Source organism: Mesorhizobium sp. M0306, from assembly GCF_040321655.1.
In the GTDB taxonomy this organism is placed as follows: Bacteria; Pseudomonadota; Alphaproteobacteria; order Rhizobiales; family Rhizobiaceae; genus Mesorhizobium.
The window spans coordinates 68634-81111 of sequence record NZ_JAMYRY010000013.1; the positions used below are offsets into that span (position 1 = coordinate 68634).

A 12478-nucleotide genomic window follows, 5' to 3' on the forward strand; every position below is an offset into this window, starting at 1 on the left:
AATGCCATGCGCGCAGTCGCATTTTTCGCCGCCGTGTCCGTCGCCACCTTTGTCACTACCCAGTCTCAGGCACAGGATGCCGCGGCGGGTGAGAAGGTCTTCGCCAAATGCAAGGTCTGCCACGTGGCAGACAAGGACCAGAACAAGATCGGTCCGTCCTTGAACGGCGTCATCGGCCGAACGGCCGGGACGCATCCAGGGTTCAGCTATTCCAAGGCGATGACCGAGGCCGGCAAGTCCGGCGTCAAATGGGATGAGGCCACGTTGACCACCTACCTTCACGATCCGAAAGCGATGGTCAAAGGAACGAAGATGGCGTTTGTCGGCCTCAAGAAAGACGAGGACATCGCCAATGTCATTGCCTACCTGAAGCAATTCTCCAAATAACGCGGTACTTCCGCCGGCCATTTGGACTGCGCCCGGCCGGCGTTGGCCTGGGCATTGCGCTTGAGGTCACGCAGCGTCTTGCAGCCTCTGCATCGCAGACGGCATATCGAACAGGCTGTCGCAAACGAGGTCGGCGCCAAGCTCTTCAACGGGAATTTGGCTGTATCCGCCACGCAGCAGAATGACTGCCATGCCGGCGGCGCGGGCGGCGGCCACGTCGGCGCTGCTGTCTCCGACCATCAGCGTGTCACGAGGTTCGACCTGAAGCTGGTCGAGCGCCAGCAACAGCGCGTCTGGTGCCGGTTTCAAGTATGTCACCGCGTCTCCGCCGACGATCGCGCCGAGATATTCCGTCAGCCCAAAATGGAGCAGGATTTCGCGAGCCGCCAACTGCGGCTTGTTGGTCACCACGCCCATGGCTATTCCGCTCAAATGCAAGTGCGTGAGAACCTCCCTGACGCCAGGCATCAGCCTCGTCCGGCCGGTCAGATGCCTGCGATAGATCGGCGCCATGACGCGGTTGGCCTCATCGAGCGCGCTGCCGAGGAGCGGCGTGCCGGAAGCCGCGAAGGCTCGTTCGACCAGTTTCCTGATGCCGCCGCCGATCATGGACTTGACCTGATCCAGGCGCAGCGGCGGCAGATCGCGGCCGGCCAGCAATTCGTTGACGGCGGCCGTTATATCAGGCGCCGAATCGACCAGCGTACCGTCGAGATCGAACAGGATCGCCTTGGGCGAGCGAAACGGCCTGCCTGCGCCGACGTTCATGCAGCACCCTTCCACTTGATCGAACAGCCGATCGAAGCGATCTGGTCGAGCGGTCCGTCGCCGGTTCGGGCAACCTGCTTCATCGCCTCGAACAGGTCGCGCCTCAGCCCGGGCGATTCGGCGTCGCGTCGCGACGCGTCAAGCCGGCCGCGATATTGCAGCGTCAACTCGCTGTTGAGCCCGAAGAAATCCGGGGTGCACACGGCTCCGTAGGCACGCGCCACCGTCTGGCGCTCGTCGTGGAGATAGGGGAAAGTGAAGCCGTTCGTGCTGGCGAAGAGCTTCATATTGTCGAAGGAATCATCCGGATAGGCCCCGGCATCGTTTGAGTTGATCGCGACAAAGCCGATGCCTTCGGCCTTGAGGTCGTTGGCGTCGCGCACCATGCGTGAAATCACCGCCTTCACATAGGGGCAGTGGTTGCAGATGAAGGCCACCACCAGCCCGTTCGGGCCGGCGTGGCTTAAGATCGAATGCGATGGGCCGTCGACGCCAGGCAAAACGGCGTCGATGGCTCGCCAGCCGAAATCGCAGACAGGTGGAATTGCCGCCATATTTGCCCTCCGATGAAACGGTTCATGCAGCTTTCCGGATCGCCCCGTCGGCCGCCTGCCTGATGGCGCCGATATTGGCGCAATAGGCCGCCTGGGTGCCGCCCTTAAAGATGGCCGAGCCGGCGACCAGCACATTGGCGCCGGCCGCGGTGACCAGCGGAGCGGTTTCGGGCGTGACGCCGCCGTCGATCTGTATGTCGATCGGACGATGGCCGACCAACGCCTTGACACGCCTGACCTTGTCGACGACTGCCGCAATGAAGGCCTGGCCGCCGAAGCCCGGATTGACCGTCATCAAAAGCACCAGATCGAGCCGGTCGAGCACATATTCGATGACGCTTTCCGGCGTTGACGGGTTCAGCGACACGCCGGCCTTCTTGCCGAGATTTCTGATTGCCTGCAGCGAACGGTCGAGATGCGGTCCGGCCTCGGCATGCACTGTAATGATGTCGCAACCGGCATCGGCGAAGGCGCCGAGATAGGCGTCGGCCGGCGCGATCATCAGGTGGCAGTCGAAGACCTTGTCCGTTCGATTACGGATCGCCTTGACCACCGGCGGACCGAAGGTGATGTTGGGCACGAAATGACCATCCATCACATCGAGATGGATCCAATCGGCACCCGCCCGGACGACCGCTTCGACCTCGTCGCCAAGCCGCGAGAAGTCCGCGGAAAGGACCGAAGGCGCGATGATTGTCGTAGTATCCATGGTCGTCGGCTCCCATTCTGTCGTCCGTTTCCGGTCGCTGCACACCAATCGGCGTCGTCTCGTCAGCGCGTCTTCGTCTCCGGTTCGCCTTCGAGCTTACCTTCCGCGAATACGCGGCTGCCGCGAATATCGGATTCCTCGATGGTGATAAGGTCGATTTTCGTCAACGCCCGGTCGCGCGATGCGAAAAGCCGGCTGGCCTGGCGAAGCCGCGCCCGGTCGAGGCCATTGCGAACCGATCGAGCGTTGGAGAAATGCGGCAGCCGCATGCGGATCGGGAGATACTCTTCGAGCGCCTTGGCCGCCGCTTCGCTGAGACGGTAATTCTGTTCCGCCAGCATGATCTCGGCGATCGATTTGAGTTCGCTGACGCCGTAGTCGGGAAAATCGAGGTGATGGGCGATGCGCGAGCGCATGCCGGGATTGCTGTCGAAGAAGCGGTCCATCTTGTCCTTGTAGCCGGCAAGAATCACAACCAGATCGTCACGGTTGTTTTCCATGCATTGCAGCAGGATTTCGATCGATTCCTGGCCGTAGTCGCGTTCGTTCTCTGGCTTGTAGAGATAGTAGGCCTCGTCGATGAAAAGCACCCCGCCCATGGCGCGCTTGATCACGTCGCGGGTTTTGGGCGCGGTGTGGCCCACATACTGGCCGACGAGATCGTCGCGCGTCACCGCGACCATGTGCCCTTCGCGGACATAGCCGAGACGATGCAGGATTTCCGCCATTCTGAGCGCCACGGTGGTCTTTCCGGTACCGGGATTTCCCGTAAAGTTCATGTGCAGCGTCGGCGCGCCCGCGATCAGCCCGAACTTGCGGCGAAGCCGGTCGACCAGGAGCAGCGCGGCGATCTCGCGGATGCGGTTCTTGACGGGTTTCAGGCCAACGAGTTCGCGGTCGAGCTTTTCCATCACCTCGTCGATGTTGGATGCCTCGAACTCGGCCTGCAGATCAACCGTTTCGCCCGGCACGGCAGCGCCCTTTGCTATCGCGTCCAGCATGGTTTCGCCTAGCTCCGCTCGCCTTCGGGCCTGTCGGTCGCGTAAGGCACGATCGAATAGCCCTGGCTGCGCCCGTCACGCTCCTGGCGCAGCAGCCGGAACCCGGGTTCATGGGGCGGCCGGTTGACGATGAATGACATGCGCGGCGCTTCCCAGCCCTTGGTCGAGTCGAAAGCGGTGACCCGGACATACATGTTGGGCATGGCTTTCCGGCAATTGTTGATTTCAAGCAGGATGCCCGCCGGGTCCCTCAGGTCGAACATCGGGTTGCCGTACATTTCCCAATAGGTGTTTCGCGGATGCGGATCGTCCGTGTACTCGACGCTGACCGCCCAGTGGTTTTTCAGCGCGTATTTGATCTGCGCCGAAATCTGCTCATCGGTCAGCTCGGGCAGGAACGAAAACTGTCCCTGCGTGACCTTGTTTCCGGGATTGGTCATCATGGCGAAGGTTCCTTTCGTCTAGAAGTTCGGCGTTGCGGTTGGCACAAAGTCGGCCGTGTCTGTCGATTCGTAGTTGAAGGTGACGTCCTTCCACGTCTCCAAGGCCGCCTTGAGCGGCGTGCACCATCTGGCCGCCTGTTCGAGGATTTTGGTCCCTTCGCGCAGATAGTCGCGGCCCTCGTTGCGGGCGAGGATCATCGCCTCCAACGCGACGCGATTGGCCGTCGCGCCGGCCTGGATGCCGTCCGGATGACCGATCGTGCCGCCGCCGAACTGCAGGATGACGTCCTCGCCGAGATAATGGATCAACTGGTGCATCTGGCCGGCATGGATGCCACCGGAGGCGACGGGCATCACCTTGTTGAGCGAGGCCCAGTCCTGATCGAAGAACAGCCCGGTTTCGAGGTTCTGCGGCGTGCGCTCCTCGCGCAGCGTGTCATAAAACCCCTTGATCATAAGCGGGTCGCCTTCCAGCTTGCCGACCACCGTGCCGGCATGGATGTGATCGACGCCGGCCATCCGCATCCATTTGCAGATGACACGAAAATTCATGCCGTGGTTCTTCTGGCGCGAATAGGTCGAGTTGCCGGCCCGGTGCAGGTGCAGGATCATGTCGTTGCGGCGTGCCCACTTGGCCATCGACTGGATCGCCGTATAGCCAATGACGAGGTCGATCATGACGATGCAGGAGCCAAGCTGTTTTGCAAATTCGGCGCGCTCGTACATCTCCTCCATCGTGCCGGCGGTGACGTTGAGATAATGGCCCTTGACTTCGCCGGTGGCGGCCGACGCCTTGTTCACAGCCTCCATGCAGTAGAGGAAACGGTCGCGCCAGTGCATGAAGGGCTGCGAGTTGATGTTCTCGTCGTCCTTGACGAAGTCGAGGCCACCCTTCAGCGCCTCGTAGACGACGCGGCCGTAGTTGCGACCTGATAGGCCAAGCTTCGGCTTCGTCGTCGCGCCGAGCAGCGGCCGGCCGAACTTGTCGAGCCGCTCGCGTTCCACCACGATGCCGGTCGCCGGGCCCTGGAATGTCTTGAGGTAAGCCACCGGGATGCGCATGTCCTCGAGCCGCAAGGCCTTGACGGCCTTGAAGCCGAACACGTTGCCGATGATCGATGCAGTCAGGTTGGCGATGGAGCCTGGCTCGAACAGGTCGAGGTCGTAGGCAATATAGGCGAAGTACTGCTGCTCGATCCTGGTGCCTGGACCTGTGTTCGGCACCGGCTCGGATTTGAACGCCTTGGCGCGGTAGAGCTCGCAGGCGGTCAGCCTGTCGGTCCACACCACGGTCCATGTCGCGGTAGAGGATTCACCGGCGATGGCGGCGGCCGCCTCCTCGTGGTCGACGCCGGGCTGCGGCGTGATCCGAAACATGGCGATCAGGTCGGTCTCCTTGGGCCGGTAGTCCGGCTCCCAGTAGCCCATCTTCTTGTAGGGGATGACGCCCGACCGGTAGCGTTCCTTGCCTTCCTTGAGCGTGCCTGCTGACTGCATGTCGATCTTGTTCATGGCAGGTCTCCTGTTTGCCGCTCAGGCGGCTTTCGCGGTTGCGATATGGGGGTCTAGCTTTCCTGCGGCGTAACGTTTCGCCATCTCATCCATGGCGATCACCCTGATCTTCGACGCGTGGCCTGCGGTGCCGAAGCGTTCGAAGCGATCGCGGCAAAGGTCGCGCAGGGCGTCCATTGCGGGTTTCAGGAATTTACGCGGATCGAATTCGCGCGGGTCCTCCGTCGCGACGCGGCGGAACTGCCCGGCCATGGCCATTCGGCAATCGGTGTCGATGTTGACCTTGCGCACGCCGTAGCGGATGCCGCGCTCGATTTCCTCGACCGGGACGCCAAAGGTCTGGGGCATCTCGCCGCCATAGTTGTTGATGATGTCCTGCAGTTCCTGCGGCACGGAGGAAGACCCGTGCATGACCAGATGCGTGTTGGGCAGCTTTTCGTGGATCGCCTCGATCACCTGCATGGCCAGGATGCCGCCGTCGGGCTTGCGGCTGAATTTGTAGGCGCCGTGCGAGGTACCGCAGGCGATCGCCAGCGCGTCGACCCGGGTGGCGGTCACGAAGTCGACCGCCTGATCGGGATCGGTCAAAAGCTGGTCGTGGGAAAGCGCACCTTCGGCGCCGTGCCCGTCCTCGGCCTCGCCCTGGCCGGTTTCCAGCGAGCCGAGCACGCCGAGCTCGCCTTCGACCGAGGCGCCGACCCAATGCGCCATGCGCGCGACACGTTCGGTGATGGCGACGTTGTAATCGTAGCTCGCCGGGGTCTTGGCGTCCGCCATCAGCGACCCGTCCATCATCACCGAGGTGAAGCCGTGGCGGATCGCCGACAGGCAGGTGGCTTCGTTGTTGCCGTGATCCTGATGGATGCATAGCGGAATGGCCGGATGGATTTCGGTCAACGCCTCCATCATCTTGGCCAGCATGATGTCATTGGCATAGGAACGGGCGCCGCGCGAGGCCTGGATGATGACCGGCGCATCGCAGGCCCTGGCGGCCTCCATGATGGCGAGGCCCTGTTCCATGTTGTTGATGTTGAATGCCGGCACCCCGTAGCCGTGCTCGGCGGCATGGTCGAGAAGCTGGCGAAGGGTGATGCGGGCCATGGTCGTCCTCCTAGATGATGAGCTTCAGCGCCGCTGCCGCGACGGCTTCGGGCGTGATGTCGAAATGCCGGTAGAGATCCGAGGCAGGGGCGCTGGCGCCGAAACCGGCCATGCCGACGAAAGTGCCGGTGTCGCCGATCCAGCGGTCCCAGCCGAGCCGTGCTGCGGCTTCGATGGCAATGCGCGGCGCCGAGCCGAGGACAGCCTTGCGGGTGCCGGCGTCCTGTTCCTCGAAAAGCTCCCAGCATGGCATCGAGACGACCGCGGCTGCGATGCCGTGCTCGGCCTCCAGCCGTTCGGCGGCGGCAACCGCGATTTCGACCTCCGAGCCGGTGGCGATCAGCGTTACCGCGCGGTGCCCGGCTGGCTCGCGCAGGATGTAGGCGCCCCGGCTCGACCGGTTCTCGTCGTCGTGCGCTTGGCGCAGCATCGGCAGGTTCTGGCGCGAGAGCACCAGCACGCTCGGCCGGTTCTCGCTTCTCAGCGCCAGTTCCCAGCACTCCGCCGTTTCGATGATGTCGGCCGGACGGAAGACGTTGAGGTTTGGTGTCGCCCGCAGCATCGCCAGGTGCTCGACCGGCTGGTGGGTCGGGCCGTCCTCGCCGAGCCCGATGGAATCATGCGTCATCACATAAATGACGCGCTGGCCCATGAGCGCCGAGAGCCGCATCGCGCCGCGCGCATAGTCGGCGAAGCACAGGAACGTGCCGCCATAAGGCACGAAGCCGCCATGCAGTGCGATCCCGTTCATGGCTGCGGCCATGCCGTGCTCGCGGATGCCATAGTGGATGTAGCGGCCGGCATAATCATCAGGCGCTATGCGATCCATGCCCTTGGTGATCGTCAGGTTCGAATGCGTCAGATCGGCGGAGCCGCCGACGGTCAGCTCGGTTGCGCCATTGATCGTAGTGAGCGCCATTTCCGAGGCTTTTCGCGTTGCAACCTTGGTCGCCGTCCCGACATGCTCCTTGCGGAAAGCGCCGAGCGCTTCGAAGACCGCGTCGGGCAGGGCGCCGGCGACCGCGCTCTCGAAGGCCTGCCGCCGTGGCGAGGCGGCAAGCCGCTGCTCCCAGGCGCGCCGCACGGCTTGACCGCGGTCGGCAATCTCGCGCCAAGCGAAACGGATATCGTCCGGCACCTCGAACGGCGCGTAAGCCCAGCCGATGTTTTCGCGCGTAGCGGCGATCTCCGCGTCGCCCAGCGGCGCGCCATGCGTCTTTTCCGAACCGCCCAGATTGGGCGCTCCCTTGCCGATCACCGTGCGGCAGGCGATCAGGGACGGCCGATCCGACTGCTGCGCCGCTTCGATTGCCGCCGCAACGGTTTCGGTCTCGTGGCCGTTCACCGACTGGACATGCCATCCAGCGGCTTTGAACCGTGCCGGCTGGTCCATCGATGTCGACAGCGAGGTCGGTCCGTCGATCGAGATCGCATTGTCGTCCCAAAAGACGATCAGCCGGGAGAGCTTCAGGTGACCGGCAAGATCGATCGCCTCGTGGCTGATGCCTTCCTGCAGGCAGCCGTCGCCGGCGATCGCGTAGGTGAAATGGTCGACGAGATCGGCGCCGTGGCGGGCAGCAAGCATGCGCTCCGCCAGCGCCATGCCGACCGCGGTCGAAATGCCTTGTCCAAGCGGACCGGTCGTCGTCTCGATGCCAAGCGCATGGCCATATTCCGGATGGCCGGCAGTGCGGCTGCCCAGCTGGCGAAACCGCTGCAACTCCTCGATAGGCATGTCCTCGTAGCCGAGCAGGTAATGCAGCGCATATTGCAGCATCGAGCCGTGCCCGGCCGAAAGCACGAAGCGGTCGCGATCGGGCCAGTCCGGCATCGACGGATCGATATTGATGAAGCGGCTGAACAGCACCGTCGCGACATCGGCCATGCCCATCGGCATGCCCGGATGACCGGAATTGGCCTTTTGGACGCTGTCCATCGCCAGTGCGCGAATGGCGTTCGCCATATCGCGCTCCAACACGGCGGCGACGGGCTTCAGTGCTGCTGCTTGGCTGTTCATGGCGTCCTCCTCACGACACACGGTTCTTGCGTTCGATCAATTGCAGGATGAGCGGCGTCAGGATCAGCTGCATGGCGAGGTCGAGCTTGTTGCCGGGCACCACTATGGAATTCGGCCGCGACATGAACGAGTCGTGGATCATCGAAAGCAGGTAGGGGAAATCGATGCCGCGCGGATTGGCGAAGCGGATAACCAGCATCGATTCGTCGGGCGTCGGAATCCAGCGCGCGATGAATGGATTGGACGTGTCGACGATCGGCACGCGCTGGAAGTTGATGGCGGTCTGCGAAAACTGCGGGACGATGTAGCGGACATAGTCCGGCATGCGGCGCAGGATCACGTCCATCACCGCCTCGGTGGAATAGCCGCGCGTTGTGCGGTCGCGATGGATCTTCTGGATCCATTCGAGATTTATGACCGGCACCACGCCGATCTTGAGGTCCGCGTGCCTGGCCAGATTGATCTTGTCGGTGACGACGCAGCCATGCAGGCCCTCGTAGAAGAGCAGGTCGCTCGGCGGAAATTCGCGCCATTCGGTGAAATGTCCTGGCGGCGTGCCGTACTGCTTCTCCTCATCCTCGTCATGGATGTAGGTGCGGGTCTTTCCGGTTCCCCGGCGGCCATATTCCTCAAACACCTCTTCGAGGATTGCCAGTTCATTGGCCTCGGCATGGAAGTGGGTGAAGTTCGGATTGCCTGCCTTTTCCTCCTCGGCCACCTTCGCCTTCATCGTGGCGCGGTCGTAGCGATGGAAAGCATCGCCTTCGATGAAGGCGGCCCCGATGTTCTCGCGCCGGAAGATCAGCTCGAAGATGCGCTTGACAGAGGTAGTGCCTGCGCCCGACGACCCGGTGATGGTAATGATGGGGTGCTTTGCCGACATGGTATTCAGGCCCTGAAAAGGCCGCGGCGGCTGAACAGCGGCGCGCGCTCGCCGATGGCGCTCGGCTCGGTGTGGTAGCGGGTGATACGCGCGACTTCCCGCGCCGATCCGAAAACCATGGGCACGCGCTGGTGCAGGCTCTCGGGTTCGATTTCGAGGATGCGGGTGATCGTATCGGTGGCGCCACCGGCCGCCTGTTCGACGAGATAGGCGATCGGGTTTGCCTCATAAACGAGGCGAAGCCGCCCCTGCCTGTAGCCCTTGCGCTTGTCGCCTGGATACAGGAATACGCCGCCGCGCATCAATATGCGGTAGCAGTCGGCGACCAGGGAGGCGATCCAGCGCATGTTGAAGTCCTTCTCGCGTGGGCCTTCGGTGCCTTCGAGGCAGTCGTCGATGTAGAGCCGCACCGCCTCGTCCCAGTGCCGGTAGTTGGCGGCGTTGATGGCGAATTCCTGGGTACGCTGGGGGATGACCCGGCTCTCGTAGGCCTGGACGAAGGTGCCGAGCCTGGCCGAGAGAACGAAGACATGCGTGCCGCTGCCGAGAGACAGAACGAGCGCCAGCTGCGGCCCGTAGATGAAGAAACCGGCGCCCAGTTGGTTCACCCCTGCTTGCAAAAATGAGGCGGCCGGATTCCCATCCGGCGCGCCAGTTGCAGGCAGAAGCGAGAAGATCGTTCCAATCGACACGTTGGTGTCGATGTTGGAAGAGCCGTCGAGCGGGTCGATGGCGATGGCAAGAGGCGCTTGCCTGTCGAGAAGCACTGGCTGGTCCAGTTCCTCGGAAGCGTAGAGCGCGACCGGAGCGTGGCGCATGGCATCGAGAAAGATGTCGTCGGCGAAGACATCGAGATCCTTCTGAACATCGCCGTCAGCATTGGCGCCACGGGTTCCGGCAAAGGCGGTGCCGAGTACCCCTTGATTGATGGTGTTGCGGATCGTGGTGGCCGCCTGCGTCAGCCGACGGACGGTCATTACGACCGCGGAGCGCAGTTCGTCCGGCTCGCCGAGATAGGAGTTCAGAAAAGCGTCGAGCGTTGCCGCTGGCATCGTAACCTCCCGATCCAGCCGCCTCTCCTCGGATCGGCCGGATTGGGGAATGAAAACAAACGATGCTGGATAAGTAAAATTCAATAACTTTACTTTAGCACTAAAAAAATTTTAGTATGCGGCATGAGAAACCTCACGCTCAAGCAGTTCAAGACCGTTCAGGCAATCGTCCGCCACGGGAAAATCGTCAGTGCGGCCAGGGCGTTAGGCCTGTCTCCTCCAGCGGTGACGATCCAGTTGCGGCAGGTTGAGGAAGAGTTCCAGCTGGCCTTGTTTGACCGGACGGCGGACGGTATGCGTCCCACTGCCGCAGGTCTTGCCTTCGTCGAGACGGCACAGGCGATCGAGGAGCGGCTTCGTCTGCTCGAAGACAAGATGGATGCGATCAAGGGCGTGCGCGCCGGCAGCTTGCGACTCGGTGTCGTTTCCACGGCCAAATATTTCGCACCGCGGCTGATGGCTGCCTTCATGAAGGAACATCCCGACATCGACATGCGGCTTGCCATTGGTAATCGCGCCGAGACGATCGACAATCTGAAGAATCACGACATCGACATCGCGCTGATGGGACGCCCGGCGAAAGAAGTCCCGGTGCGTGCCTCGGTCTTCGGCGATCATCCGCTGGTCATCATCGCGCCGCCGGACCACCCGCTGGCCTCGATGCGCGAGATATCCAAGGAGCGGATCGCCCAGGAACATTTCCTCATTCGCGAGTCCGGCTCCGGCACGCGCATCTCGCTGGAAATATTCCTGAGCGACGTGCCTGGCCGCATCGACGATCTCGGCGTCGAGATGGGCTCGAACGAGACGATCAAACAGGCGGTGATGGCCGGGCTCGGCATCGCCTTCATCTCTGCCCACACCATCGCCGCGGAAATCGAGGCTGGCCGGCTTGTCATCCTCGACGTTGTCGGCATGCCGATCCGCCGGCAATGGTTTTCGGTGATGCGCAGCGATCACGCGATCTCGCCGGCGATGGCGACCTTCCACGATTTTCTGATGCGCAAGGGCGCGATGTACCTGCCGCTGTTCGGCAAGCTCTATCCGCACGAGGAGCCGATCCCCAAAGGTCGCGCGAGTTAGGGGCGCGGCACAGGCAAACGCTTCAGACATGGCGTGCATCAGCGGCTGATCGGCTGTGACCTCCAGACCGACGTCCACGAGCCGAGCATCGGCATCGCTCGTGGCACGCATTTGCGGAGCCGAGGCGACCGCCATCCAAGCGCTGGGCCACGGGGTAGCGCACCCGCATTCACGGAACGGGTGGGCTTTGACTGAGCTTCTGCTAGCCTACAATTGGTTCGGCGCCAGCTTCTTCGAGGCCAGCTGCCGCTTGGGCGGCAAGACCGCGGGCCGCTGCTTGTGAATCGTAAAATTCCTCAAGTGCATAGACTCTGCCCCACCGCAGGGTGAACACGTGGAGACCGCGGTTGACGTACGACGCGTCGCCGTTGAGCAGCGTTGCGGTGCCGTCCCACTGGGCAAACACGGTGGTATGCCACGGCCAGCCGTTCACCCAGATGTGGTTGACCGTGAGATGGAGATTGGGCAGGACGCGGCCGAGGCGCTCAAACCAGCGGCGCATGGCTTCTTTGTCGTGGCGCTCACCACCAAGCGCGTGGGCGCCGGAAACGCGGTGATGGACATGCGGCGCGAGTGCCCTCACCGCCTCATCCCAGCGATGGTTATTGACGTGGTCGAAGCTCTCTCGGATCGATTTCTCGACAAAATAACTGTATAGCATTTGACCTCTCCTCAAGCTTATTCGATGGCGTGATCGAGGGCACAGTGGCGCTCCGTCCGCTGACTCTGATGATGCTCGCCGCCATTGGGGAACGATGGCGTTGATCCGATGGAACCTTATTGGTTTCTGTCCGGTGGCCGCTGCCGTAGCCGTCTCTAATGCGGCTTTTGCCTGCTCCTAGCGCTCTCGGGAGGACCATCCGAACAGGACGCCCGCCAGCACAATGGCGGGTCTCGTTCTTCATGCCCATCTCTTCATATCGAGTAGATTGCGTTCGACCTCTACGTCGGCCGCGCGGACGCGAGAG

13 protein-coding genes are annotated in these 12478 nt (G+C 62.6%); 2 read left to right on the top strand and 11 right to left on the bottom strand.

Features of this window, described 5'->3' with window-relative positions:
- Positions 1-6 precede the first annotated feature (6 nt).
- Positions 7-387 (top strand): c-type cytochrome, encoded by a 381-nt coding sequence (locus NKI95_RS19000; protein WP_352516570.1) that lies wholly within the window; start codon positions 7-9, stop codon positions 385-387.
- Positions 388-453: 66 nt separating this feature from the next.
- Here NKI95_RS19000 and gph read toward each other — a convergent pair whose 3' ends face one another.
- The 10 genes from gph to NKI95_RS19050 all read right to left on the bottom strand — a co-directional run bounded on the left by gph (position 454) and on the right by NKI95_RS19050 (position 10427).
- Positions 454-1155 (bottom strand): phosphoglycolate phosphatase, encoded by a 702-nt coding sequence (gene gph, locus NKI95_RS19005; RefSeq protein ID WP_352718834.1) that lies wholly within the window; start codon positions 1153-1155, stop codon positions 454-456.
- Complete coding sequence (locus NKI95_RS19010) at positions 1152-1709, bottom strand: thioredoxin family protein (RefSeq protein ID WP_352516571.1); 558 nt, start codon at positions 1707-1709, stop codon at positions 1152-1154. Before NKI95_RS19010 ends, gph begins: the two co-directional genes overlap by 4 nt.
- Before the next feature lie 22 nt (positions 1710-1731).
- Positions 1732-2418, bottom strand: coding sequence for a ribulose-phosphate 3-epimerase (rpe, locus tag NKI95_RS19015; protein ID WP_352718835.1), 687 nt, complete (start codon positions 2416-2418; stop codon positions 1732-1734).
- Positions 2419-2480: 62 nt separating this feature from the next.
- The gene (cbbX, locus tag NKI95_RS19020) at positions 2481-3419 is read right to left on the bottom strand and encodes a CbbX protein (protein ID WP_352718836.1); all 939 of its coding nucleotides are present in this window, start codon (positions 3417-3419) and stop codon (positions 2481-2483) included.
- An 8-nt stretch (positions 3420-3427) separates the two neighbouring features.
- Complete coding sequence (locus NKI95_RS19025) at positions 3428-3862, bottom strand: ribulose bisphosphate carboxylase small subunit (protein ID WP_352718837.1); 435 nt, start codon at positions 3860-3862, stop codon at positions 3428-3430.
- 18 nt (positions 3863-3880) lie between these two features.
- Positions 3881-5374, bottom strand: coding sequence for a ribulose-bisphosphate carboxylase large subunit (locus tag NKI95_RS19030; protein ID WP_502909198.1), 1494 nt, complete (start codon positions 5372-5374; stop codon positions 3881-3883).
- 21 nt (positions 5375-5395) lie between these two features.
- Positions 5396-6475, bottom strand: a complete 1080-nt coding sequence (fba, locus tag NKI95_RS19035) for a class II fructose-bisphosphate aldolase (protein ID WP_352507750.1) — start codon at positions 6473-6475, stop codon at positions 5396-5398.
- Between the two features lie 10 nt (positions 6476-6485).
- Entirely contained in the window at positions 6486-8492 is a 2007-nt protein-coding gene (gene tkt / locus NKI95_RS19040; protein ID WP_352718839.1) for a transketolase, read from the bottom strand.
- 10 nt (positions 8493-8502) lie between these two features.
- Positions 8503-9375 (bottom strand): phosphoribulokinase, encoded by an 873-nt coding sequence (locus NKI95_RS19045; protein ID WP_352718840.1) that lies wholly within the window; start codon positions 9373-9375, stop codon positions 8503-8505.
- 5 nt (positions 9376-9380) lie between these two features.
- Complete coding sequence (locus tag NKI95_RS19050; protein WP_352718841.1) at positions 9381-10427, bottom strand: class 1 fructose-bisphosphatase; 1047 nt, start codon at positions 10425-10427, stop codon at positions 9381-9383.
- Positions 10428-10550: 123 nt separating this feature from the next.
- On the opposite strand from NKI95_RS19050, the gene NKI95_RS19055 reads away from it, so the two are divergent.
- Positions 10551-11510, top strand: a complete 960-nt coding sequence (locus NKI95_RS19055) for a LysR family transcriptional regulator (protein WP_352718842.1) — start codon at positions 10551-10553, stop codon at positions 11508-11510.
- 202 nt (positions 11511-11712) lie between these two features.
- Here the strand turns inward: NKI95_RS19055 and NKI95_RS19060 are convergent, their stop codons facing one another.
- On the bottom strand, positions 11713-12171 hold the full coding sequence (locus NKI95_RS19060; protein ID WP_352718843.1) for a nuclear transport factor 2 family protein: 459 nt from the start codon (positions 12169-12171) through the stop codon (positions 11713-11715).
- Positions 12172-12478: the final 307 nt, after the last annotated feature.

Coding starts and splice junctions, on each gene's coding strand:
- NKI95_RS19000 (WP_352516570.1), top strand. CDS start 7: ATGCGCGCAGTCGCATTTTTCGCCGCCGTGTCCGTCGCCACCTTTGTC.
- cbbX (WP_352718836.1), bottom strand. CDS start 3,419: ATGCTGGACGCGATAGCAAAGGGCGCTGCCGTGCCGGGCGAAACGGTT.
- NKI95_RS19045 (WP_352718840.1), bottom strand. CDS start 9,375: ATGTCGGCAAAGCACCCCATCATTACCATCACCGGGTCGTCGGGCGCA.
- NKI95_RS19060 (WP_352718843.1), bottom strand. CDS start 12,171: ATGCTATACAGTTATTTTGTCGAGAAATCGATCCGAGAGAGCTTCGAC.
- NKI95_RS19050 (WP_352718841.1), bottom strand. CDS start 10,427: ATGCCAGCGGCAACGCTCGACGCTTTTCTGAACTCCTATCTCGGCGAG.
- gph (WP_352718834.1), bottom strand. CDS start 1,155: ATGAACGTCGGCGCAGGCAGGCCGTTTCGCTCGCCCAAGGCGATCCTG.
- NKI95_RS19025 (WP_352718837.1), bottom strand. CDS start 3,862: ATGATGACCAATCCCGGAAACAAGGTCACGCAGGGACAGTTTTCGTTC.
- NKI95_RS19055 (WP_352718842.1), top strand. CDS start 10,551: ATGAGAAACCTCACGCTCAAGCAGTTCAAGACCGTTCAGGCAATCGTC.
- tkt (WP_352718839.1), bottom strand. CDS start 8,492: ATGAACAGCCAAGCAGCAGCACTGAAGCCCGTCGCCGCCGTGTTGGAG.
- rpe (WP_352718835.1), bottom strand. CDS start 2,418: ATGGATACTACGACAATCATCGCGCCTTCGGTCCTTTCCGCGGACTTC.
- NKI95_RS19030 (WP_502909198.1), bottom strand. CDS start 5,374: ATGAACAAGATCGACATGCAGTCAGCAGGCACGCTCAAGGAAGGCAAG.
- fba (WP_352507750.1), bottom strand. CDS start 6,475: ATGGCCCGCATCACCCTTCGCCAGCTTCTCGACCATGCCGCCGAGCAC.
- NKI95_RS19010 (WP_352516571.1), bottom strand. CDS start 1,709: ATGGCGGCAATTCCACCTGTCTGCGATTTCGGCTGGCGAGCCATCGAC.